This is a genomic window from Rheinheimera lutimaris, assembly GCF_013283795.1.
Classification (GTDB): Bacteria; Pseudomonadota; Gammaproteobacteria; order Enterobacterales; family Alteromonadaceae; genus Alishewanella; species Alishewanella lutimaris.
Genome location: NZ_JABSOD010000006.1, coordinates 181223 through 205855 on the forward strand (window position 1 = coordinate 181223; position 24633 = coordinate 205855).

The 24633-nt window shown below is 49.8% G+C and carries 22 protein-coding genes; 15 read left to right on the top strand and 7 right to left on the bottom strand.

The genetic code is table 11. The features are described 5' to 3' along the window. Nucleotides 1-25: 25 nt before the first annotated feature. The gene (locus HRH59_RS08205; RefSeq protein WP_173500795.1) at nt 26-265 is read left to right on the top strand and encodes a TIGR02647 family protein; all 240 of its coding nucleotides are present in this window, start codon (nt 26-28) and stop codon (nt 263-265) included. Here the strand turns inward: HRH59_RS08205 and HRH59_RS08210 are convergent. The 4 genes from HRH59_RS08210 to HRH59_RS08225 form a co-directional block, all read right to left on the bottom strand. Continuing rightward, nucleotides 239-2191 (bottom strand): transglutaminase family protein, encoded by a 1953-nt coding sequence (locus tag HRH59_RS08210; protein WP_173500796.1) that lies wholly within the window; start codon nt 2189-2191, stop codon nt 239-241. The genes HRH59_RS08205 and HRH59_RS08210 overlap by 27 nt on opposite strands. Further along, a complete protein-coding gene (locus HRH59_RS08215; protein ID WP_173500797.1) occupies nt 2185-3138 on the bottom strand; it encodes a DUF58 domain-containing protein in 954 nt (317 codons plus the stop codon). The genes HRH59_RS08210 and HRH59_RS08215 overlap by 7 nt, the downstream gene beginning before the upstream one ends. Continuing rightward, nucleotides 3126-4034 (bottom strand): AAA family ATPase, encoded by a 909-nt coding sequence (locus HRH59_RS08220; RefSeq protein WP_173500798.1) that lies wholly within the window; start codon nt 4032-4034, stop codon nt 3126-3128. The genes HRH59_RS08215 and HRH59_RS08220 overlap by 13 nt, the downstream gene beginning before the upstream one ends. A 150-nt stretch (nt 4035-4184) precedes the next feature. Beyond that, nucleotides 4185-6671, bottom strand: a complete 2487-nt coding sequence (locus HRH59_RS08225; RefSeq protein WP_173500799.1) for a S8 family serine peptidase — start codon at nt 6669-6671, stop codon at nt 4185-4187. Nucleotides 6672-6957: 286 nt separating this feature from the next. Between HRH59_RS08225 and HRH59_RS08230 the strand changes: the two genes are divergently transcribed. The 5 genes from HRH59_RS08230 (at nt 6958) to HRH59_RS08250 (ending at nt 10497) form a co-directional block, all read left to right on the top strand. Then, nucleotides 6958-7359 (top strand): curlin subunit CsgB, encoded by a 402-nt coding sequence (locus HRH59_RS08230; RefSeq protein ID WP_173500800.1) that lies wholly within the window; start codon nt 6958-6960, stop codon nt 7357-7359. A 21-nt stretch (nt 7360-7380) separates the two neighbouring features. Next, nucleotides 7381-8862, top strand: coding sequence for a hypothetical protein (locus HRH59_RS08235; RefSeq protein WP_173500801.1), 1482 nt, complete (start codon nt 7381-7383; stop codon nt 8860-8862). Between the two features lie 75 nt (nt 8863-8937). Next, nucleotides 8938-9315 carry a curli production assembly/transport protein CsgE gene (locus HRH59_RS08240; RefSeq protein WP_173500802.1) on the top strand — a complete coding sequence of 126 codons (378 nt, stop codon included), beginning with the start codon at nt 8938-8940 and terminating at the stop codon, nt 9313-9315. A 14-nt stretch (nt 9316-9329) separates the two neighbouring features. After that, nucleotides 9330-9713 carry a curli assembly protein CsgF gene (locus HRH59_RS08245; protein ID WP_173500803.1) on the top strand — a complete coding sequence of 128 codons (384 nt, stop codon included), beginning with the start codon at nt 9330-9332 and terminating at the stop codon, nt 9711-9713. 1 nt (nt 9714) lies between these two features. Further along, nucleotides 9715-10497, top strand: a complete 783-nt coding sequence (locus HRH59_RS08250) for a CsgG/HfaB family protein (RefSeq protein WP_173500804.1) — start codon at nt 9715-9717, stop codon at nt 10495-10497. Here HRH59_RS08250 and HRH59_RS08255 read toward each other — a convergent pair. Beyond that, complete coding sequence (locus HRH59_RS08255; protein ID WP_173500805.1) at nt 10464-11141, bottom strand: helix-turn-helix transcriptional regulator; 678 nt, start codon at nt 11139-11141, stop codon at nt 10464-10466. The two genes, HRH59_RS08250 and HRH59_RS08255, sit on opposite strands and share 34 nt — an antisense overlap. A gap of 138 nt (nt 11142-11279) precedes the next feature. Between HRH59_RS08255 and HRH59_RS08260 the strand changes: the two genes are divergently transcribed. The 3 genes from HRH59_RS08260 to HRH59_RS08270 all read left to right on the top strand — a co-directional run bounded on the left by HRH59_RS08260 (nt 11280) and on the right by HRH59_RS08270 (nt 14338). Next, complete coding sequence (locus tag HRH59_RS08260; RefSeq protein ID WP_173500806.1) at nt 11280-11756, top strand: low molecular weight protein-tyrosine-phosphatase; 477 nt, start codon at nt 11280-11282, stop codon at nt 11754-11756. A gap of 151 nt (nt 11757-11907) precedes the next feature. Then, nucleotides 11908-13257, top strand: a complete 1350-nt coding sequence (locus HRH59_RS08265) for a class II 3-deoxy-7-phosphoheptulonate synthase (protein ID WP_173500807.1) — start codon at nt 11908-11910, stop codon at nt 13255-13257. A 22-nt stretch (nt 13258-13279) separates the two neighbouring features. After that, a complete protein-coding gene (locus tag HRH59_RS08270; protein ID WP_173500808.1) occupies nt 13280-14338 on the top strand; it encodes a 2-dehydropantoate 2-reductase in 1059 nt (352 codons plus the stop codon). Here the strand turns inward: HRH59_RS08270 and ppsR are convergent. Further along, the gene (ppsR, locus tag HRH59_RS08275; RefSeq protein ID WP_173500809.1) at nt 14335-15144 is read right to left on the bottom strand and encodes a posphoenolpyruvate synthetase regulatory kinase/phosphorylase PpsR; all 810 of its coding nucleotides are present in this window, start codon (nt 15142-15144) and stop codon (nt 14335-14337) included. The genes HRH59_RS08270 and ppsR overlap by 4 nt on opposite strands. Before the next feature lie 138 nt (nt 15145-15282). On the opposite strand from ppsR, the gene ppsA reads away from it, so the two are divergent. From ppsA to HRH59_RS08295, 4 genes are all read left to right on the top strand, one after another. Beyond that, a complete protein-coding gene (gene ppsA, locus HRH59_RS08280; protein WP_173500810.1) occupies nt 15283-17661 on the top strand; it encodes a phosphoenolpyruvate synthase in 2379 nt (792 codons plus the stop codon). Between the two features lie 150 nt (nt 17662-17811). After that, nucleotides 17812-19005 carry a chromate efflux transporter gene (gene chrA, locus HRH59_RS08285; protein WP_178089511.1) on the top strand — a complete coding sequence of 398 codons (1194 nt, stop codon included), beginning with the start codon at nt 17812-17814 and terminating at the stop codon, nt 19003-19005. A 10-nt stretch (nt 19006-19015) separates the two neighbouring features. Then, entirely contained in the window at nt 19016-19702 is a 687-nt protein-coding gene (locus HRH59_RS08290; RefSeq protein ID WP_173500811.1) for a glutathione S-transferase family protein, read from the top strand. Nucleotides 19703-19784: 82 nt separating this feature from the next. Beyond that, a complete protein-coding gene (locus HRH59_RS08295) occupies nt 19785-21296 on the top strand; it encodes an alanine/glycine:cation symporter family protein (RefSeq protein ID WP_173500812.1) in 1512 nt (503 codons plus the stop codon). A gap of 58 nt (nt 21297-21354) precedes the next feature. Here HRH59_RS08295 and HRH59_RS08300 read toward each other — a convergent pair whose 3' ends face one another. Continuing rightward, nucleotides 21355-23202, bottom strand: a complete 1848-nt coding sequence (locus tag HRH59_RS08300) for an ABC transporter ATP-binding protein (RefSeq protein ID WP_173500813.1) — start codon at nt 23200-23202, stop codon at nt 21355-21357. Nucleotides 23203-23487: 285 nt separating this feature from the next. On the opposite strand from HRH59_RS08300, the gene ribA reads away from it, so the two are divergent. Further along, nucleotides 23488-24069: a GTP cyclohydrolase II gene (ribA, locus tag HRH59_RS08305; protein ID WP_173500814.1), complete on the top strand. Its 582-nt coding sequence runs from the start codon at nt 23488-23490 to the stop codon at nt 24067-24069. A 94-nt stretch (nt 24070-24163) separates the two neighbouring features. Beyond that, nucleotides 24164-24631, top strand: a complete 468-nt coding sequence (locus tag HRH59_RS08310) for a YehS family protein (RefSeq protein ID WP_173500815.1) — start codon at nt 24164-24166, stop codon at nt 24629-24631. The last annotated feature ends 2 nt before the right edge of the window (nt 24632-24633 follow it).

The following is a 24633-nucleotide window of genomic DNA, read 5'->3' on the forward strand; positions in this document are numbered from 1 at the left end:
AAAACAACAGAGCAGGAACTCACCTATGCCAATATCGTCGCAACTTAATGCTGAAATTCGCGTGTTAACCCTGTTTAATCTCGACAGCGCCATGGAGGGGATCAAGATCCATCAATCCGCCGATCCGGAAACACAGCAGGCAATAAAACGGCTGCATGATAAAGGTCTGGTATCGCAGGCCGATGGCGGTTACCTGACCGATTTAGGTATTCACTGCGCTGAACATCTGCAAACCGCCCTACGTATTCTTAACACTGCTCCGTAATTGTTTTATTTGTAGCCGCCGGCGTTTAAGCAGTGCAGCTAACTGCATAAGCGCCTGTGGTTTGTCAGCATAAACAGCCTGCTCATATACATCACTTAACTGTTGCAACCACTCGCGGTGTTGCGGTTGGCTGATGGCCAATTGCTGCAGGTAAACTGACAGCGGTTGCGAGGGCGGTTTAAGCTGCAAAACCGGATGCAGAGCACGTTGTAGCAGCATTGTCGCCGGCGGTACTGCTGCCGGTGCGCGGCGTTTAAGCAAATAGCCGCCGCCAATCAGCAGCAACAATAGCAATATACCGGCTATGCTAGCGGCAATAGCCGGCAGCTGCTGTATAAGTTGGCGCCACAAGTTACGCTGGCTGTTATCATCAAAACCCAATACCCATACCGACCAATAATAATCCAGATGCATTAACTGTTGTCTGGCAGCCTGCAAAAACGCCAGCTGACGCCAACCGGAATTCAGCAGGTTACGCTGCTCCTGCGGCAAGATATCATCCAGGTTATTTAAAACACGCTCGGGTGCAACAGCGGCAGTGGGGTCGAACGGTTGCCACACGCCGTTATCCAGATACTCTACCCAGGCATGAGCTTCACGCTGCCTTACGGCCAGATAGTTTTGCTGCGGATGCCATTGTCCGCCCTGATAACCGCCGACAACTCTGGCTGCAATGCCGGCAGCGCGGAGTATAACGGCAGTAGCAGAGGCGTAATGGCTGCAAAAGCCGCTGCGACTGCTGAATAAAAACTGGTCAATGCTGTTGGCGCCGGCTAATAACGGCGGCGTAAGGCTGTAATAAAACGCTTGATTGCCAAAGTGCTCTGCGATGGCCGCGACCAGTTGCGCCGGCTGCGGATACTGCTGCAATAACTCTGCGGCAAATTGTTTTGTTGCCGGATTACCGCTACCGGTTGCCAGATTAAGCTGCTGCTCTTGTGCTGACAGCAGTAAAACAGGGCTGGCTGTACCCTTTACCTGATAACTCAGGCGTTGGCTTAGTGGTTTATTGGCGCTGACCAGGCCGCTGCTGTTTAATTGCAAGTTGCCGCTGACACTGTTTGGCGTAGCTAAAGCGAACAGACCGGTTTGCCGGCTGGCCTCGGCGATGACACTGTAACTAAGCTGTGCCGCTGCTGCGTCATTGCCGGTTGGCGCGGCATTGTAGCGCGCTGCCGTGCGGCGCAAAGGGCTGATATGCCAGCTGCGGCCGTCAAAATCTTCATATAGCCGTGCCCGCCAATACAGTTGCTGACGTGGCGGTAAAGCGCCATCAAACTCTACCCGGAATGCCAGGCTGTCATCCTGTACCAGTTTCTCAATGCTGCCGGGATCAATACTGTCGCCCAGTCCGGTGGCCGCCACATTGGCCTGAGGTATTTGCCAAAACGCCGGTAATCGGGGGAAAAGTAAAAACATGCCCAGCCACAGCGGCAGGATAATCAACACACTACGGCCGGTTTGCGGCCAGTTGAGCCTTGCACCAGAGGGCGCAAACAGGCGATAGTGGCTGTACAAATTAAGCAAAAATACCGCCAGCACCAGCATGGCGATGGCCATATCCTGATGCAAAATAAAACAGCAACCAATTAAGAAGTAATGTACCCATACCAATTGCCGGGCTTCATACAAATGTTGCAGTGCCAGTAGCCGCGCGACTGCTGCCAACAGCAGTATTTGCAGCATAAAATGCAGCACACCGGCCTGACGCAGGTTTAGCAACAAAGCAACTGCAATAATACCTGCCAGCAGATTTACCCATTTCAGACTAATTGCAGCGTTGTTACGCAGTAGCGCAAACACGCGGTAAAACAGCAGCACGGCAAACAGGCTGATGATCCACCAGGCGAAAGCTTGCTGTAACAGTAACAACAGGCTCAATTGCAGACCGGCCCAAATTAATAGCAGACTTTTTTGCCTTAACACAGTGCCAGCTCCTGTAGGCAGCGCTGCAGATGCGCCGCGCCGCTTGATTGCGCTAATGTCAGCCCGGGCAGCTTTAAACCATAACGTTGTGCAGATTGCTCCAGGGCTAATAACTGCCATGCTGCATGGCTTAGTCTGCGCTCCAGGGCTTCTCCGGTTGCAGGTGGCACCACCACCCAGCATGGCTCAGCTTGCGGCGTAAACTGCTGCTGGCGCACCACCGGGTTCATCGGGTCCCGCGCCAGACGCTTCCATACCATATGGCGTAAGCTATCGCCGCTGCGATACGGTGCTAACAGATCGCCGCTGTGTGCTTTGGCCTGTGCACCTGAATTTTCTGTGCTGTTATCGTCGGCTTGCTGCAGCATTTTCTCCGCATGCGGGTATACCCAGTAGTCTTGCGCCAGCGCGACGTAACTCCATGCCCGCCAAAGGCCGAACGGATATTGGCTGCTGATTTTAATACGTGGCAAGCTGTATTTGCCGCGTCGCTCAGCGGGCAGTGGCAGCGTAAGCGATGTAGCGGGTAACGGCATCAACTCAGTGTGTTGCTGTTGCATAAAACTGAAACTCAGCATCAACTGCGGCTTAGCCGAACTTAACTGCAACGTCACTTGTAATGTTTCGCCGGCAAAACCGGCTGCCGCTGTGCGGCATTGCATTGTTAAACCGCTCATATTTTGATACACCAGCACTATGCTGAGTAAAAACAGGCTTAGCAGCAGATAACACAGCAGCAGAATCAAATTATTCTGATAGTTGGTACCGAGCAAATATAACAGGCCGAGCAGCAATACAAACCACCAGCCGTAACGGGTTGGCAGGATAAAAATCAGCTTTTGCACCAGGGTAACGTTGTCGGCCGGCGGTTGGCGTTTATCCAGATAACGGCGGATAAACGTCAGATAGTGCTGATACAACCGCTGTTTCAGTGTTATAGCGGGCATGGTGTTTGTTGCAATAACAACTGGCTAAGCCGGCTTTCCTGAGCGGCAGAGGATGGATCCAGCCGGTGCTCTGCGACATAGGGAAATACCTGCTGCACATCAGCGGCACTGACATAATCACGGCCATTGATAAAGGCAAAGGCTTTTGCTGCTCTTAAGGTGGCTTTTGACGCTCTGGGCGACAACGGCAGCATATCACTGCGGTGGCGGCTGCTGTTAATCAGTGCCAGCAGATAATCAATTAACGCATCTGATGCGTTAACCTTTGGCACTTGTTGTTGCAAGGCGCGTAGTTGATCTGTGTTCAGTTGTTCGCTAAGCAGATCCAGCCTTGAGCGGCTGCTGTCGCGTTGCAGTAACTGATGCTCAGCCTGGTGATCAGGAAAACCTAACGACAGCCTGAACATAAAGCGGTCCAGTTGTGACTCCGGCAGGGCAGAGGTGCCGGCATGAAATAACGGGTTTTGTGTAGCGATAACAAAAAATGGCGTGGGCAGGGCGCGGGTTTCGCCATCAACAGACACCTGCTTTTCCTCCATGGCTTCAAGCAGGGCGCTTTGCGTTTTCGGACTGGCTCGGTTTATCTCATCAGCCAGCAACACTTGGCTGAATACCGGGCCGGCCTGAAAACGAAATTGCTGTGACCGGGCATCATAAATATTTAAGCCAACCAAGTCTCCCGGCAGCAAGTCACTGGTGAATTGCACACGGCGGTAGCTTAGCCCGAGGCTGTTGGCCAGCGCATGCGCCAGCGTGGTTTTGCCCATACCGGGTAAATCTTCTAACAGCAGGTGGCCTTCAGCCAACAAACAGCACAGCGCCAGACGGATCTGTTGCTGCTTACCGAGGATCACCTGATTTAAGCTTTGTTCCACCTTGTGCAACTGTGTTAACACCTGAACTCCTTACTGCAAAATCAGCATAGTGCTGTAATAGTGCTACGACAATTGTCTGTCGCTATTACCGGCTATAGTAACGCCCACGTGGACAACTGCAAATATAAAAAAAGGCGGCCTAAGCCGCCTTAACATTGAGCCGGGCAGAGGTTAGAAATTTACCACCACATCAGCAGAGCAGGCGTCTGTTGCGGTCAGACACAGCTTGTAAGTTACCGATACGGCTTGTGAGTTAAACCGATCACGGTAGCGACCGTTGTTATCCAGCGTATCCACTAACTGACCATCGCGATATAAATCTACCATGGCGTCAGCACCGTTCCAGCGCAGGTCAACAATAGTTGAGCCGGTGCGGGTGCGCACAGAGCGCAGTACGCTAAGGTCAATATTGCTGTCGGTTACGGTAACGGTTTGCTCTGCAGTATCGCTAAGCCCGGTGGCATCGGTGGTGGTTAAGCTGACATTGTAACTACCGGCAGCAGCATAACTGTGTGTCGGGTTAGCGTCAGCGGAGACATTACCGTCGCCAAAATCCCAGCTCCAACTGCTGATATCGTCGTCAGCATCGGTTGACATATCACTGAAGTTAACGCTTAAGCCGGAGGTAGCAAAGCTGAAAGCTGCTACCGGCGCCACCGGGCCCGGTGGTGTGCCATCATCCGATAACGCAGTCAACGTCAGGTTCCAGCTGTTCAGTGTGCCGGTATCCAGCGAGGCATTATCAGATACTACTAAGGTCCAGTCACCTTGCATGCTCTCGCCGTTAAAGCTGTCCAGCTGCCAGTTTTGCACCAGATCATCCGCGCTGCCGCCGGTGCGGTTGTGCAGAGTATGCTCTGTGCCCTCTGGCGAGCGCAGCTTAACCAGTAAATCACCACGCCAGGTGTGAGTGATATTTACACCAACATCAGTACCAAATACATTGCCTGATTGCGGCACGGTAATAACACTTTCAATACCATCGGCATTGTTATCCGGAAGCTCAACCGGAGTCGCGTTGCTGTAAGGGTAATCCTGCAGCCCTTGCGGCAGAACGCTCAGGCTGGCATTAACGGACTTAACCAGTTCGCCGCTGGTGCTATCGGTACCGGTGACGGTGAATTGATAACTGCCCCAGGCTGTTTCAGCCGATGTAACTACATCCAGTGTCAATGTTTGGCCCGGTTGTGCAGTAGTGGCGGATAAGCTGACGCCTTCCAGTGCCGGCTGTACATCAACGCTTAGCGCGACATCACCCATCCAATCGGCAATATTGCCGATATCCAACGTATATTGTGCCGCATCGCCGGCAGTGATCTGTTGCGTGCGTGGCGCGAGGGTAAGTTTAAACGACGGCGTTGGATCAGCTTCTACCATGGCATTCACCAGGTTAACGCGTTTGCCGGACACGGTTTTGCCTTCTAATGCCGGCAAGCTGTCGCCGGAGTCCATTAAGATGGCTTTCATTTCAAGTGGCGTAATATCCGGATTGACTGACCACAAAAGCGCTGCAGCACCGGCTACATGAGGTGATGCCATAGACGTGCCGGAATAACTGGCATAGCCGCCACCGGGTATCGTGGATAAAATCGCTGACCCCGGCGCGCCCAAATCAACAGATGTTAAACCGTAGTTGGATGCACCATTGGTAAAAATTGACAGGTTATCATTGCGGTCAGTTGAAGCTACTGACACGATAACATCCAAATCATAGGCGGCCGGATACATAGGAGTGCTGTCAGCATCTACGCCGTCATTGCCTGCTGCGGCAATAAACAGAATACCGGCATCGCCGCCGGACTGAATAGCAGCACGCAGGGTTTCAGAGAAACCTCCGCCGCCCCAGGAGTTGTTGGTTGCTTTGATATCTACACCGTGGTTCAGTTTTAAATCAGTAAAATAGTTAATACATTCTATAGCGCCCGCAGTACTGCCGCCGGTAGGGCCGAGAAATTGACACGGCAGCAGAGTAACGTTCCAGTTAACACCGACAACACCGGTGGCGTTATTGCCTGAAGCGCCGATAGTACCGGCTACATGGGTACCGTGGCTGTCGCTGTCCATCGGGTCTTGCTCAGCGTTCAACGTAGAGTAACCGTAGGTACTGCCGGGTAAGCTACCCGGATTAACCCAGCGGTTATCAATCAGGTCAGGGTGGTTGTAGTCCATACCGCTGTCAATTACCCCGATGATAATATCCTGGCTGCCGGTAGAAATGTCCCAGGCTTCTACTGCTTTGATATCTGCGCCTGCGGTACCGCCGCTTTGTCCGGTGTTATGCAGGCCCCACAATTCGCCAAAACGCGGATCGTCGGGCGTTGCCAGCGCTTTTACCGGGTAATCCGGTTCTGCCACTTCAACCGCCGGATTCGCGGCCAGTTTTTTAATTAAATGATCGCGGTTTACGCCTTTAGGAACATTAACTTTAACGATACGGCCATCGGCGACATAACGCATTTTCATATCGCGGCCCTGCGCATCTAACTGGCGCAGGCTGGCGCCTTGTTGCGTGATCAGTTGTTGTCGTTCTTGTTTTGATACACCGGGTTTAAACATGACGAGAATTGAGTCTTCAGCACCAGCTACAGAGTTGGCTGCTGCAGAGGCAGAAACCAGAGCCGTTGTTACGGCAAGGGCAATAAGTGTTTTATGAGTCATAACTGTCCCTAATTTAACTAGTTGTTAATTATATGCTTACCTTTTAGCACAATTAGGGATAGCACGGATGTTAACTATATATAAAGTTTTTTTGAAAAATAGTCCTAATGTCCTAGTTGGTTTGGCAGTCTATTTGTTAATGTTTTTCCATAACAAACTGATTTTAAATGCTTGTAGTATTTACAGCTAATTAATAACTAATTAGTAAAATAGCTGTTTTTTCCTATTGCGGCTTTTTATTAGTGCTTTAGCCTAGCTTTTGTAACAATAGTGAAAGGGAATAGCGGTGTTTAATGTTACTAAATGGCTACTGATCGTTGGCGTTGCTTTTGGCTCAGCCAGTGCTGCTGCAGATGTCTCTGTGCAAATTACATCTTTGCTGGAGCGTCATGCCTTGGCAAACGGTGTTGACATTACCCAGCTTGGTGATCTGAACGTTGCTGATGTAACGCAATCCGGTACCGGGCATTACGCAGTTTTGCTACAGCAGGGAGTGTTAAACCAAATTCTGTTGCAGCAAAGCGGCATGGGCAATCAGGCGGAGCTGCGCCAGTTTGGCAACAACAATTCAGCTCAGATTATCCAAAGTGGTGCAGATAATTTGATCCGGGTTGAGCAGTGGGGTAACCGGCAATTTTCCATTGAGCAGTCGGGTGTCGGTGCTGAAATTTCGATTATTCAATACTAATAATGAGTTAGGGAGAATTTTATGAACGTAATCTTTCCACGTAAGCATATTTTGGGTTTGGCTGTTGCGCTGGTAGTCAGTGGTCCGGCTATGGCGGTCAGCAATGAAGTAGTAATTAATCAAACTTCTGCAGTAGCCGCAGTTAATGGCAATTTGGCTGAAGTTACGCAAAGCGGCGAGATTAGCCTGGCTGTTATCGACCAAAATGGCGATGCCAATAACAGCACTATTACCCAGGATGGTGTTTGGTTAGAGGCTTATAACTTTGTTGCCGGTAACGATAACCAGGTACGCACAGAGCAGTTAACCGACTGGCATATTGCTTATATCGACATTGCCGGCGATGACAATACTGTTACCGTAACTCAGGATGGCTTTTTTAACCAGGCCGAAGCGATAATCAGCGGTAATACCAATGATGCCGCCGTGCTGCAAAACGGTGATGTTAACGAAGTTTTTGTTAACCTGTCAGGCGATTTTAACCTGGTTGAAATAGAACAGCAGGGTATGGCGAACTGGAGTAATGCCGGTTTTAGTGGTAACGACAACAGCTTATTTAGCGTGCAGGTGGGTGATAATAACGAATCCGGCATGTTTAATTTAAGCGGTAACCGCAACGCCTTTGAAGCAGAGCAAACAGGTAATGCCAACGTAGGTGGTATAGTTGGTTTAACCGGTGACAACAACAGTTTTTTTGTATCGCAACAAGGTGATAGTAACGTATTTATTGCCTATGATGTGGCCGGTAATGATAACCTCGTTGATGTTATGCAGGACGGTAACGCTAACCAGTTTTTACTGGACCCGCTGGCCGGCGAGCAGAATCTGGTATTAATCGACCAGCGCGGTGACGGTAACAGCGTTGAAGCGCCGATTGGTCTGATTGGCAATGATAACCAGGTTGATGTTTGGCAAACCGGTAACCTGAACAGCGCATTATTCGCTACTGACGGTGATGGCCACAATGTTGAGATCCGCCAAAACGGTGACGGTAACGTCAGCGAAATGGTGCTGATTGGCGATGCTAACGTTGGCACCATTTACAGCCGTGGTGACAACAATATTGCCGGTGTAGGTTTGGTGGGTGCCGGTAATATTGCTGATATACAGCAGTTTGGTGATGACAACTATGCGGTAGTCGATATTGCCGGTGATACCAACGATGTATATGTTGACCAATCAGGCAGCGCTAACGAAGTATTGCTGACCAGCGAAGTCGCAGTAGCTGCCAATGCCGTAACTATTGAACAGAATGGCGATATTAACCTGGTCGATATTTTACTGTCCGGCAATGGTAATACTTTAGATATTCTGCAAAATGGCGCCGGTAACTGGGTAGCAGGTGATGATGGTTATTTTGCTGTAGCCGGCAACGATGGTTTGGTATCAATTACCCAGCAAGGTAACGATAACCTGGTGCTGGGTGGTCAGGCCGGCAGTGGTAATCTGATGTCGGTATCACAGATGGGTGATTTTAACACTGCAATAGTGGTGCAAAACTAAGCTTGAGGTTAGCTCAGGCTTGGTTTTGCCTGAGCTAACCGTTTTTCAGGTAACTATACCAATGAATTTGTGTCAATGAAGTTTATCAGCATATTGTTGCTACTCTGCAGCTGTGCAACTGCGCAAGCAACAGACATAGAGTTGGGCGGTCTGGTGCTGGACCGCACCATTTCCCGCTTTGGCAAAGACTTCACTTTTTATTACTCCGGTTACTGGCGTGATATGCCGTCAACTGATGGCGTCACGGTGGTGATCTATGAGCAGGTGTACCCGCAGGCCGGCACTTTCCTTTGGGTTGAGATGAATCAAACGCGGGTATATCAAACCTATTTTGGCCGGCGCTATAACGACGTAAAACAAATGGCTGAGCAAGCCGTGCTACTGAGTATTAATGAACTTGCCAATATTCAAACCGGTAAAATGCTGGGTGAACCGCTGGCCGATAAGTTGTAAAAGGAATAATAATAATGAAACTGATGTCGTTGATATTGCTGCTGTGTTGCAGTGCCGCGTCTGCTACTGAGTTGGTGTATACGCCAATAAACCCCAGTTTTGGCGGTAATCCGCTAAACGGTAATTTTCTGCTGCAAAAAGCCCAAAGTCAAAATGCGCACAGTGCTGATCGTGATGGTTTGTCTTTTGTCGACAAGTTTCAGGATGCGCTGGAGCGTAATATTATTAACTCGTTAACACGGCGAATTGCCGACGGCGAGTTGGTAGAGGGCGTGTATAACACCGGTGAGTTTATGGTGGAAGTCAGCGGCGGTGCTGATGGCAGTGTGGTTGTGCATATCACTAATCTCAATAGCGGTGAAGTTACCGTCATAACGATACCGGCAATAGGAGGCTGATATGAAGTATTTGCTGTTAGTTTCCGCGCTGCTGCTAAGCGGCTGTTCGCTGGTGCCCAAGCCGCAACTTAATATCTCTGCTGCTGCGATTGATAATGTCAGCCCGGCAATACTAAACCTGCAACAACAAGGCAGGCCACGCACGGCTATTCCGGTGTCGGTGTACGCGTTTCGTGATCAAACCGGACAGTATAAACCGCAAGCCAATGTTTCCAGTTTTTCTACTGCAGTAACTCAGGGCGCAACCTCAATGCTCACGCAAATACTGCTCGATAGTGGCTGGTTTGCACCGCTGGAGCGCGAGGGCCTGCAAAATCTGCTGACAGAGCGCAAAATACAGGGTGCGAACAAAAAGGCCGTTGAACTGCCACCGCTGAAAGAAGCACGTTTGTTGTTTGAAGGCGGCATTATCGGCTATGAAACTAATCTGAGCACCGGTGGCATTGGCGCTGAGTATTTCGGTATCGGTGCATCTGAATTGTATCGCGAAGACCAGGTAACGGTTTATCTGCGGGCGATCGATGTGCATACCGGCCAGGTGCTGTTGTCGGTATCCAGCAGTAAAAAAGTGTTCTCACAAGAGCTGCGCGCCGGCTTGTTCCGTTATGTATCGCTGAACCGTTTACTGGAAGCTGAAGGCGGCTACTCTACCAATGAGCCGGTGCAGTATTGCGTAAAGCAAGCCATGGAGGCAGCGGTAGTGGAATTGGTAGCCCAGGGCCAACTGCGCGGTTTCTGGCGCGCAGATGATCAAACCGGCCTGAACAGCGACGGTACATCCTGACGCACCGGCTGCTGCAACCAACGCAGCAGCTCCACTCTGTTACGGGCTTTGGTTTTACGGAAAATGGATGACAAATGCGCTTTTACTGTGTGGGCACTGATATTTAAACTTTCAGCAATTTCTTTATTGCGCGCACCTTCTGCTACCAGTTGAATAATGCGTTTTTCCTGGCGTGTCAGTAAGTTGTTATCCGGCACGGCCAACGCATCCTGGCTGGTAAGCAGTTGTTGTTGCAGCATCTGATCAACCAGTTCTGACATAATACGGCGGGCATAATACAGTTGACCCGACATCATAGTTTTCAACGCGGTAAGTACACGGTCCAGTTGTTCATCACGAAAAATCACACCGCGAATGCCGGCACACAATGCCTGGCCGGAGTCGAGCAAACTGCGCTCAGCCTGGAACAAAAACAACGGTGCTTTATGCAGCAAATATTGCAGCTCAGGTGATAAGCCTTTTTTATTTATATCGCTGTTGGCATAAGGGTATGCCAGTAACACACCGGATTTTAGCGCAGCACCGTACAATACCGCATTTTTACTCTGTTGCTGGACATTAATACCGATAGATTGGGCTAACAAGGTAAGATTATGTAATGACTCTTGTTCTGAGAGTACGATAAGTTTAGTAAACTTATCCATCAGTTGTGCTCCTGCGTACTGCTGATGTGACGAAAGCGGAATTTGCTTATACTGGACCCGACAGTGTTGAATTGCAACCATTTAACGCCGTGTTCATAGCGTGCTGACATCAACGCTTAATTTCCAACCGGAGCCACAATGACCACAAAATTATTATTTGTTTGTTTAGGCAATATCTGCCGATCGCCGACGGCACATGCCGTCATGCGGCATAAAACAGGCAACTGCGGACTTGATATTGAAATTGAATCTGCCGGCACCAGTGCATCACATCGCGGTGCGCCACCGGACAGCCGCTCTGTGCGCGAAGGTATGGCAGTAGGCTATACCTTTGACGGCATCACATCGCGCCCGGTAGCGGACAGCGATTTTGTGTATTACGACCTGTTATTGGCGATGGATAAAGACAATTTAGCCGAATTAAAGCAACGTTGTCCGGCAGAGCTACACCATAAACTGCAATTGTTTATGCAATATCATCCCTCTTACCCGGCGTACAGTGAAGTGCCGGACCCGTACTACGGCGGCAGCAAGGGGTTTGCCTTGGTGTTGCAGCTGATAGAGCAGGGGTGTGATGGCTTACTGGCGCGACTTGAGCAATTAGAAAAGGTGTAAATTAACCACAATTGCCGGCGGTAGTGGCGAAATATGCAGCGCTTTAGCGATAACTGACGAAATTGTCATAAATTATGCCAAAGCCGGCATTGAATTTACGTCCGGAAGTCTATAACTTGCTTGGCAGACAATCAAACATAGGAAAAACATCGTGACCACCTGGACGCCTCAAAGCTGGCGCAGCTTCCCGATCCAACAGCAACCCGGCTACAACGATCGGGATTTATTGCAGCGTGTAGAACAGCAATTACATAAATATCCACCTTTGGTGTTTGCTCAGGAAACACGGGATCTGTTTAGTCAGCTCGGTCAGGTGGCTGAAGGTCAGGGTTTTTTACTGCAGGGCGGTGATTGCGCCGAAAGTTTTAACGATTTTAATGCACCGAAAATCCGCGATACCTTCAAAGTATTGCTGCAAATGGCTGTTGTGCTGACGTTTGCCGGCGGCTTACCGGTGGTAAAAGTTGCACGTATGGCAGGGCAATATGCTAAGCCGCGCTCCAGTGATCTGGAAACAATCGATGGTGTGTCACTGCCAAGTTATCGTGGTGATATTGTCAACAGCTTTGAATTTACTGAAGCGGCAAGGTTGCCGGATCCTAACCGGTTAACCACGGCGTATCACCATTCTGCCGCAACGCTGAATTTGTTGCGCGCTTTTGCGCAGGGCGGTTTGGCCGATTTACATCAGGTTAGTAAATGGAATATGGGCTTTGTCGAGTCTAATCCACTGAAAGACCGCTATCAGGACGTAGCCCAGCGCATCCAGGAAGCACTGCGCTTTATGGAAATTTGCGGTATTACCGGACAAAACTCACCGTCTATCCGTGAAACCCAACTGTATACCTCGCATGAAGCCTTATTACTGAATTACGAAGAGGCCTTAACACGGCGCGATTCGTTAACCGGTGATTGGTACGATTGCTCTGCACATATGGTATGGATAGGCGAGCGCACGCGGCAGCTGGATCATGCCCATATCGAGTTCTTCCGCGGTATTCATAACCCGGTTGGCGTAAAAGTTGGCCCGGGCATGCAACCGGATGACTTGATCCGTTTAATTGATGCGCTTAACCCAAATAATGTGGCGGGCCGCTTAACATTGATCACCCGGATGGGCGCCGACAAACTGGCGGATAAACTGCCGGCATTGGTACGCCGCGTGCAGCAGGAAGGCCGTAAAGTGGTGTGGAGCTCAGATCCGATGCACGGCAATACGGTAAAAGCCAGCAACGATTATAAAACCCGCGATTTTGAAGCCATTTTGCGCGAAATCCGGAATTTCTTCGCTGTACACAAGGCTGAAGGCAGCCATGCCGGTGGTATTCACCTGGAAATGACCGGTGAGCATGTTACTGAATGTACCGGTGGTGCCTACGGTTTAAGTGAAAATGATTTGGGCAAACGCTACTTTACCCAGTGCGATCCGCGTTTAAATGCTGATCAGGTACTGGAATTAGCCTTTCTGATTGCCGATACTCTACGCACTGCGCGTAAATAATCACGCGCTCACAGGAGCGTAAGTGTTATCAGAACAGGCTCAGGACGCTGGCCAGCATTCAACAGCAGGTCAGCGTTATTGTATTGGCATAGTGGGCGCCGGTAGCGTTGGCTGCTATTTGGGTGCCCATTTATGTCAGGACAATGCACTGGACGTAAAATTCTTCGGCCGCGAAACCATGGCATTGGAGTTGGCTGCCCATGGGTTAAGCGTCACTTCGTTTGATCACCACACCTATTTTGCCCAGCCGGTAGCATTTTACAGCTCGCTTAACAGTTTAATTGAGTGTGATGTGGTGTTGCTAACGGTAAAAGCTACCGCACTGGTACCGATGCTGACGCAGCTAAAGCGTTTTTTGCGTCCGGAAGTACCGGTGGTGGCGATGCAAAACGGCATTGGCATTGGTGAAATGCTAAACCAGGACTTGGCCAACCCGGTACTGCGGGCCATAGTGCCGTTTAATGTGGTAAAAAATCGCGCCGGCCAATTCCACCGTGCCAGCGCCGGCGCGGTTGTCTGGCAGCAAAACAACCACAGTGCGGTTAATTATGTTATTCAGGCTTTTAAACAGTTTAAATTGCCGGTGCAGTTATGCGCCGATATTACCGCGGCAGAATACGGCAAGCTGCTGTTAAACTTAAATAATGCTCTGAACGCCATCAGCGACTTACCGCTGCTGCAACAATTACTCGACCGAAAATGGCGCTTGCTGCTGGCCGCAGCGATGCAGGAATGGCTGTATATCTGCAGCAAAGCCGGCGTAAAACCGCTGGCGTATACGCCGCTACCCAACGCGTTATTACCCTGGTTTCTGCGCTTGCCGACGGCACTGTTTCGCCACGCTGCCGGCAGTTTGCTGGCTATCGACGAGCAGGCCCGTTCATCTATGTCAGATGATATCCGCAGCCATAAACGTACTGAAATTATGTTTTTAAACGGTGCTGTGGTGCGAATGGCGCAACTGCACCAGATCACAGCACCGGTAAACAGCTTATTGGTAGAACAAATAAAACGGCTGGAAAGTGGCGAAGCAGCGCTGCCAATTGATGAGCTGCTGCGCCAGGCCGGGCTTAAGGTTTAATACTTATGCCGCTTCAGGCCGGTTTTGGCGATAATTTTTGCCGAGATCTCTTCAATCGACAAATGTGTCGAGTTTAAATACGGGATCTGTTCACGCAAATACAGATTTTCGACTTCTGCCAGTTCCAGCTGACATTGGCGTAATGACGCATAGCGGCTGTTGGCGCGGCGCTGCTCGCGAATTTGGCTTAAACGCTCCGGCGTTATCGTTAAACCAAACAGCTTTTCCCTGTTACGCAGCAATACATCCGGCAGATGCAGGTGCTGCATATCCTCCTCAACAAAGGGGTAGTTCGCCGCTTTAATGCCGTATTGTAATGCCAGATACAGGCTGGTGGGGGTTTTACCCGAGCGGCTTACGCCGACCAGAATAATGTCGGCCTGAGCAAAGTTTTTCAGGTTAGAGCCATCGTCATTAGCCAGGGCAAAATTGACCGCATCGATACGAAAATCGTAGCTTTTCTCGTGCATGCTGTGAGTGCGGTGAGTTTTAGGTACCGGCGCTACGCCAAGTTCACGCTGGATAGGTTCAACAAAGGTGTTAAGGAAGTCATAGCAAACGCCGTTGCTGCTGTTAATTATCTGCCGTAACTGGTCATCAACAAAGGTTTGGAATATCAGTGGCCGTTGTCCCGTTGTTTTATAACGATCGTTAATGCGCTGCTTTACCTGCTCGGCCATATCGCTGGTTTCAACAAAAGGGATAGTAACGTGCTCAAATTCTGCTGGAAAAAGAGTAAGTAAGGCATGGCCAAACACTTCTGCGGTAATGGCGGTTCCATCTGAGATATAAAAGGCTGTGCGCACCGGTTACTCCGTTTTGTTGTTATAAAATTACATTGAAAATTAAGGTTTTATTTAGCCTGAGCAGCGGTGTAAAATCGCTGAGCGTTGTAACGCTGACTGTAAGCTTACACGCCACTCGACAAAAAATGGAGATGAACTGTGCAAGAATTTGTGATTTGGTATGAAAACCTGGGTATGCACGATGTAAATCGGGTAGGCGGAAAAAATGCCTCTCTGGGAGAGATGATCAGTAATCTGGCCAATGCCGGTGTACAGGTACCGGGCGGCTTTGCCACCTCAGCTTATGCTTTTAACCAATTTCTTGAACAAAGCGGTGTTAACGAGCGCATTTATCAACTGCTCGATGGTTTAGATGTTGACGATGTTACCGCCCTGGCTAAAGCCGGTGCGCAAATTCGTCAATGGGTTATCGATACTCCGTTTCAGCCGGAATTAGAGCAGGCCATTCGTGAAGCTTACCAACAACTACACCCTGATGCCGCGCATGATGTCTCTTTTGCCGTACGTTCATCGGCCACCGCGGAAGATATGCCGGATGCATCCTTCGCCGGGCAACAGGAAACCTTCTTAAACGTCCGTGGTTATGACGCTGTCATCGTGGCGATTAAGCACGTATTTGCTTCACTGTTTAACGACCGCGCTATTTCTTACCGCGTACACCAGGGCTATGACCACCGCGGCGTGGCGCTATCTGCCGGTGTGCAAAAGATGGTGCGTTCAGATTTAGCCTCCTCCGGTGTAATGTTCAGTATTGATACCGAGTCCGGCTTTGAAGACGTGGTATTTATTACCTCTTCTTATGGTTTGGGCGAAATGGTAGTGCAGGGCGCAGTTAACCCTGACGAATTCTATGTACACAAGCCCACATTAGCAGCCGGACGCCCTGCAGTAGTTAAGCGCAACTTAGGCAGTAAAAAAGTCGAGATGATTTACTCCGGCGAACAAGGCCATGGTAAGCAGGTGAAAATAGTCGATATTGCTGCCGAACGTAGCCGGCAGTTCTCGCTGACCAATGCCGAGGTTGAAGAGTTAGCGAAACAGGCAGTGATTATTGCTAACCACTATGGCCGTGCGATGGATATCGAATGGGCCAAAGACGGTAACGATGGCAAGCTGTATATCGTGCAGGCACGGCCGGAAACAGTAAAAAGCCGCGAAGACAGCAACAGTATGGAGCGGTTTCAACTGTTGGCCAAAGCACCGGTAGTGGTAGAAGGCCGGGCCATTGGTCAGCGCATCGGTGCCGGTACTGCCAAGGTGCTCAAAGGCATTGAGCAGATGGACCAAATTCAGCCTGGCGATGTATTGGTAACCGATATGACCGACCCGGATTGGGAACCGATCATGAAGCGGGCCTCAGCCATTGTCACCAATCGGGGCGGCCGTACCTGTCATGCCGCTATTATCGCCCGTGAGCTGGGAATTCCGGCGGTAGTGGGTTGTGGTGATGCCACCGGTAAGATTAAAACCGGCCAGCAGGTTACCGTGTCTTGTGCTGAAGGCGATACCGGCTTTATTTATGACGGCAAGCTGGACTATAAAGTGGTAAGCAGCCGTGTTGACCAGATGCCCAAGCTGGATTTAAAAATAATGATGAACGTGGGCAACCCGGAGCGGGCGTTCTCGTTTGCCAAGCTGCCACACGCCGGTATTGGCCTGGCGCGGCTGGAATTTATTATTAACCGCATGATAGGCGTGCACCCCAAAGCATTGCTTAACTTTGATGCCCAAACTCCGGAGCTTAAAGCCACCATTAGCGAAATGATCGCCGGCTATGCCGACCCGGTCGAGTTTTATATCGCCAAGCTGACCGAGGGTATCGCGACCTTAGCCTGCGCTTTTGCGCCGCAAAAAGTGATAGTGCGGATGTCTGATTTTAAATCAAACGAGTATGCTAACTTAGTCGGCGGCCGCCAGTACGAGCCACACGAAGAAAACCCGATGATTGGTTTTCGTGGTGCCTCGCGCTATATCTCGAAAGATTTCCGCGATTGCTTTGCACTGGAAGTCGAGGCGTTAAAGCGGGTGCGTAATGTGATGGGCTTTACCAATGTAGAGGTAATGATCCCGTTTGTGCGCACCTTAAGTGAAGCAAGTAGCGTAATTGATTTGTTGGCAGAGCATGGCTTAAAACGCGGCGATAACGGCCTGCGTGTAATCATGATGTGCGAATTGCCGTCCAATGCCCTGCTGGCAGAAGAGTTTCTGGAATACTTCGATGGCTTTTCGATTGGCTCGAATGATTTAACCCAGTTAACCCTGGGGCTGGACAGAGACAGTGGTTTAATTGCGCATTTGTTCGATGAGCGTAATCCGGCGATTTACAAGCTGCTGGAAATGGCCATTAAAACCTGTAAAGCCAAAGGCAAGTACATCGGCATTTGCGGCCAGGGCCCGTCGGATCACGAAGATTTCGCCGCCTGGTTAATGCAACAGGGCATAGACAGCGTATCGCTTAATCCGGATACGGTGCTGGAAACCTGGTTGTATCTGGCAGAAAAATACGGCAAAAACTAGGCTGTTATCAAGCTGATACAAACCCCGCGCCGCGGGGTTTTGTTTTTATGGCATTGTTATATTTACTTGCACCGGGCGCAGACACTGGCATAACCTTAAGCTGTGTAGCCTGACGCACTGTTATCCGAATTCACCGCCGGGGAGCTTATTTTGACCATTTCATCCGCCTCTGTCTCACTGTGGCAGCTATTTCTGATTTTTTTCCGCTTGGGCTGCAGTAGTTTTGGCGGTCCGGTGGCACATCTGGGCTTTTTCCGTCACGAGTTTGTTGAGAAGCGGCAGTGGTACAGCGAGCAAAGTTATGCTGAGCTGGTGGCTTTATGTCAATTTTTGCCGGGCCCTGCCAGCTCTCAGGTCGGTATTGCCATAGGGCTTAACGCCGCCGGCTATCGTGGTGCCTTGTTATCATGGTTGGGTTTTACCATGCCCTCAGCCATACTTATGTTCAGTTTTGCCTTTGTTTATCTTGGTTTGGCGCAAAGTGCAGATACGCTGTGGCTGAGTGGTTTAAAAATTGTCGCGGTAGCGGTAGTGGCGCAAGCGTTGTGGGGCATGGGGAAAAGTTTATGTCCGGACCCTGCCAGGGCCAGTATTGCGCTGCTAAGCGCGGTGTTAATGTTGCTGCTGTCCGGTGTGCTGGTACAAATAGCGGTTATGTTGCTGGCGGCTATTATTGGCAAAGCCATATTACCGCAACCGCCGCCGGCATCACCTCAGGCAACGTCCACAACCGGTAAAGCCAGTGCACTGTTTTTTTTATTCCTGTTTATCTTATTACTGACGTTATTACCGCTGTTAGCTCAACTGACTAACAATAGTTGGCTAAGCTTGTTTGACAGTTTTTATCGGACAGGGGCGTTAGTGTTCGGTGGCGGGCATGTGGTATTGCCGTTGCTGCAAACTGAACTGGTGCCGCAAGGATTGTTGTCAGATGAGGCCTTTTTGGCCGGATATGGCGCAGCGCAGGCGGTACCGGGCCCGTTGTTTACCCTGGCGACTTATCTGGGGGCGGTATCGGCAACGTCTTTGTTACCCGGTGCACTGCTGGCCACGGTGGCCATTTTTCTGCCGGCATTTTTGTTGCTGTTTGCGGCACTGCCCTGGTGGCAGCAGCTTAGCCGTTATCCGGCGATGCGCCAGGCTATGGCGGGCATCAACGCCGCTGTTGTTGGCCTGTTGCTGGCCGCCTTGTATGACCCGGTGTTCGTCAGCGCTATTCACGGCCCGGTAGAGCTGGCGTTTGCGCTGCTGGCCTTTTTAGCGCTTATGTACTGGAAGGTACCACCCTATATCGTTGTATTGTTAGCCGTTATTACAGGTTTTATTATCAGCTGGTTTAATTAAGGAACACATTATGCGTGAACTGTATATCGCCAACAAAAACTATTCATCCTGGTCGTTACGGCCCTGGCTGCTGATGACCCAGCTGAATATTCCGTTTATTGAGCAGTTGGTACCGTTTAGCCAGCAGGGCAACTTTGAAAAATTCCGCACGTTTTCACCCAGCGGTAAAGTGCCGTGTTTAGTGCAAAAAGATATAGTGGTATGGGACTCGCTGGCCATAGCGGAATACTTGTATGAAAGCTATCCGGCGGTGTGGCCGAAAGAGACAAAAGCCCGCGCATTCGCACGCTGCGCTGCAGCAGAGATGCACTCCGGTTTTAGTGCACTGCGTAATATTTGCGGTATGAGCTGTGGCCACCGTATTAAGTTGCACCTTATAAATGAGCAGTTACAGCGGGACCTGGACCGCATCAGCGAGCTGTTTGAGCAGGGACTGAGCGACTTTGGCGGGCCGTTTTTGGCAGGTAAGCAATTTAGTGCTGTGGATGCGTTTTTTGCGCCGGTAGCATTTCGCGTACAGAGCTATGGTTTGGTATTAACCGACAATGCTATGGCTTATATACAAACCTTATTAAATTTACCGGCAATGCAGCAATGGTACCAACAGGCATTGGCTGAGCCCTGGGTAGACCAGGCGCATGATGAAGAAATAGCCGAGGCAGGGCAAATTACCGCAGATCTGCGGCAAAGCAACTGACAGCGTAGCAATTCTGTTGTTGCTGTGGCAAATTAAGCGCCGTATAACGCGTTTTGCTGAAAAATAATTATAAGGAAGGGAAATGGAAGGCTTTATTAGTGCGCTAAACGGCATTATCTGGAGCCCGGCGCTGATTTATCTGTGTCTGGGTGCCGGTTTGTTTTATTCAATACTGACCCGGTTTGCTCAGGTTCGCCATTTTAAAGAAATGTGCAAACTGTTGCTGAATAACACCGAGTCAGACAAAGGTATTTCATCATTTCAGGCCCTGGCCGTATCACTGTCCGGCCGTGTTGGTGTCGGTAATATTGCCGGTGTAGCTGCAGCTATCGGCTTTGGTGGCCCTGGCGCCATCTTCTGGATGTGGGTAGTGGCGTTTTTGGGTGCCAGCACGGCCTATGTTGAGTCCACCTTAGGTCAATTGTATAAGGTAGAAGAAAACGGCCAGTACCGCGGCGGTCCGGCGTACTATTTTGAACGCTGTTTGGGCTGGCGCTGGCTGGGTATTTTGTTCGCCATTTCAGCTATTATCGGTTGTGGTATCTTCCTGCCCGGCGTGCAAGCCAACGCGGTAGGTAATGCGGTAACGCAAATTTTCGGCGACGGTAATATGGTGGTCACCAGTTTTGGTGAAGTGGGCACCCATAAACTGATCGCGCTGGCTGTAATCCTTATCGTGCTGGCGTTTATTATTTTTGGTGGCATTAAACGTATTGCTCACTTCACCCAAATTGTCGTGCCGTTTATGGCGCTGGGCTACATTGTGCTGGCGTTAATCGTGGTGTTTTTAAACCTGGATAAAGTACCCGGCATATTCAGTTTAATTTTAAACGACGCCTTTACGGCACAAGCCGGGTTTGGTGCAGCTATTGGCTGGGGTGTAAAGCGGGGCATATATTCCAATGAAGCCGGTCAGGGCACAGGCCCGCATGCAGCGGCAGCAGCTGAAGTAGATCATCCGTCACAACAAGGTTTGGTGCAGGCATTTTCGGTATATGTCGATACCCTGTTTGTGTGTACCGCTACGGCACTGATGATTTTAATCACTCAGCAATACAATGTGGTGGGTGAGCTGACAGACGGTAGCTTTATCGTACAAAATGTTGATGCAGCAACAGAAATTGGTTCAGCAGCCTTTACTCAGTTAGCACTGCTTAGTGTATTTGGTCACTTTGGTCAGATATTTGTAGGTATAGCACTGTTTTTCTTCGCCTTTACCACTATCCTGGCGTATTACTACATTACCGAGACCAACGTAGCTTATTTAAACCGGGTGTTTAACAACAAGCTGCCTAATATCGTATTTAAACTGTTGCTGATGTTTATGGTGGCATATGGCACGGTAAACAGCGCCGGTTATATCTGGAATATCGGTGATATCGGTGTGGGCTTAATGGCTTGGGTTAACGTGCTGGGTATATTAACTATTTTCTTAATGTATAAACCCACTATGCGCTGTCTGCGTGATTTTGAAGTGCAGAAAAAAGCCGGTGGCCCCATTACCTTCGATCCGGTAAAACTGGGCATTAAGAACGCTACCTTCTGGGAAAAGCGGCTGGCAAAACAGCAGCAAGAGCAACAAGAACAAAAGTAATCTTTAGTTAAGAAAAAGCCCGGCCAATGAACCGGGCTTTTTTTATGTTTTAACCGGTTTAATCTACACCGATAAAGCCACCGGTTTGATGCGCCCACAACTGGGCGTATATGCCGCCGCTGGCGATAAGCTCGCTATGGCTGCCTTGTTCAACGATATTGCCCTGGTCCAGCACAATTAAGCGGTCCATCTGCGCTATGGTCGATAAACGGTGGGCGATAGCGATGACCGTTTTGCCGGCCATTAAGGTATTTAAACTGGCCTGAATGGCGGCTTCTACTTCTGAGTCGAGCGCTGAGGTGGCTTCATCCAAAATTAAAATCGGTGCGTTTTTCAACAGCACGCGGGCAATGGCAATGCGCTGGCGCTGGCCGCCGGATAATTTAACGCCACGCTCGCCAACCTGAGCATCAAAACCGCTGTTACCCTTAGGATCGGTTAAATCGCTGATAAAGTCGCTGGCTTCGGCTTGCTCTGCTGCCAGCTGCAATTCAGCTTCTGTAGCGTCTGGTTTGCCATAGGCAATATTATCGCGTACCGAGCGGTGCAACAGCGAGGTATCCTGGGTCACCATGGCAATATGCTGACGCAGGCTTTCCTGGTTTACCTGGCTGATATCCTGACCATCAATCAGGATTTTACCGCTTTCTACATCGTAAAAGCGCAGTAGCAGGTTTACTAAGGTTGATTTACCGGCACCGGAACGGCCAACTAAACCGACTTTTTCGCCGGGTTTAATTTCCAGGTTTAATTGCTGCAACACCGGCGCTTTGCCATTATCACTGCCGACTTTACCGTAATTAAAGCCAACGTTATTAAAGCTGATAGCGCCTCGGCTTACCTGTAACAGTTTGGCATCGACAGCATCCATTACCTGTGCCGGTTGCGATAAAGTAGTAATACCGTCCGCCACAGTGCCGATATTTTCAAACAAGCTGCTGACTTCCCACATGATCCACTGTGCCATGCCGTTTAAGCGCAGCGCTAAACTTACCGCTATGGCGATGGCACCGACACTGATGGCGCTGTCGGCCCATAAATAAATCGATAACGCCGCTATGGCGAATACCAAAAAGTAGTTCAGCGTTTGTACCGACACACTTAAACCGGTGGCTAAACGCATTTGGCGGTACACCGGTTTTAAAAACACTTCCATGCTGTCTTTGGCGTAGGCTTCTTCGCGGTTGGTGTGAGAAAACAACTTAATGGTAGTGATATTGGTGTAGCTGTCGACAATACGGCCGGTCATTTCCGAGCGGGCATCGGCCTGGCGGGTAGAGGCGGCTTTTAAGCGCGGTACAAAGTAAAACTGCATAGCAACATAAATTGCCAGCCATACCAGCATTGGGATGATCAGACGTAGATCGGCGTCAGCAATAAAAAATAACATCGAGCCGAAATACACCAAGATGTATACCATTACGTCCAGCAGTTTCATTACCGTTTCCCGCACCGCCAGCGAGGTTTGCATCACCTTAGTGGCAATACGGCCGGCAAAGTCGTTTTGGTAAAAGCTGATACTCTGGCGCAATAAATAGCGGTGAGCTAACCAGCGGATGGACATCGGATAATTACCCAATAAAGTTTGGTGCACAATTGCCGCATGAAAAAAGCTCAACGCCGGCAGTAACACTACGGTAACGACGGCCATCTTAATCAACGTGGCCCGCTCGCTGGTAAACAGGGCTTCCGGCTCATTTTGTACCAGCCAATCTACCAACTGACCCATAAAGCTGAATAATGACACCTCTAACATCGCCAGCAGGGCGGTGCTTATCGACATCAGGATCAGTGATGGCTCCATACCTTTGGTGTAATGGCGGCAAAATGCCAATATGCCTTTAGGTGGCTGGGTTGGCTCAACGGCCGGAAAAGGTTTAATAATACGTTCGAAAAAACTTAGCATGAAAAATAACCGGTAGCTAAAACAGCGGCTATTGTAGCGGGTTTAATAAAAATTGCATGGCTGCTGCGCCGGTTAACCAGATTTTATCGCTACTAATCGTAACAGACATTTTGCAGCTACCTTATGTGATAGTATCACATTATGGTTACATCAATTTGTATCAGGGCTGCTATAATGCCTGCAGCCGTCAGCCTTGAATTACCACTGCTTTGGCCCAATAAAGTTTGCGCTGTAGCCAACAACGCTTTTGCTGTCTTAAGTGCGGCCGTTATCTGAGAAGTCATGATGAAATTAAAACTTGTAACCTCAACACTATTGCCAACCCCTTTTGCCGAATTTCGTTTACATGGCTTTGAGGCACCTAACGGCAAAGAGCATGTCGCATTAACGCTGGGCGATGTAACAACTGCTGAGCCGGTATTGGCGCGGGTGCATTCTGAGTGTTTAACCGGGGATGCCTTATTCAGCCTGCGCTGTGATTGCGGGCCGCAGTTGGAAGCGGCAATGCGTAAAATTGCGGATTTAGGCCGTGGTTGTATTTTGTATTTACGCCAGGAAGGCCGTGGCATTGGCCTCATCAATAAAATTCGTGCTTATGCCGAACAGGATAAAGGCCTGGATACGGTAGAGGCCAATGAAATTTTAGGCTTTTTACCCGATATGCGCGAATACGATATTGCCGCGCAAATGTTTGAACAATTAGGCATTGGGCAAGTGCGTTTGCTGACCAATAACCCGCGTAAGCTAAAAGCGTTAACCGACGCCGGTGTTAATGTGCTGGAGCGGGTACAACACCGGGTAAAAACTACTGCCCACAGCCATCGTTATCTTGCCACCAAAGCCAGCAAGCTGGGGCATTTACCTTAAGCTGCAGGTTAACAGATAGCGGGATGCGGATTTAACGGCGGCTGTGGTATCATAGCCGCCGTTTTTCATCTGACTTTGTTTACAGGACACTATCTTGACCAATAACGACGTACTGCGCAGCTTGCGTTACACGCTGGATGCACCTAACCATGGCATGATAGCCATTTTCGCCTTAACCAATGTCACGGTGACAAAAGAGCAGGTGATAGCCTGGTTAGAATCTGATGAAAGCGAGAGCTTTGCATTAATCAGTGATGAGTTATTGGCCGGCTTCTTAAATGGCGTAATTATTCAGCGCCGCGGTGCCAAAGACGGTGTTATTCCAGCGCCGGAAACCAAGCTGAACTACAACATTATTTTGCGTAAACTAAAAATCGCCTTTGATTTAAAAGACGATGATATCTTAGCCCTGTTAGAGGGTGCTGAGTTTCGTTTAAGTAAACATGAACTGAGTGCGTTTTTCCGCCGGCCGGACCATAAACATTACCGTGCCTGTCAGGAGCAAGTGCTGCGCTATTTTTTACGCGGTATTTCTCTGAAATTCCGTCCTGCTGCCAGCTGATC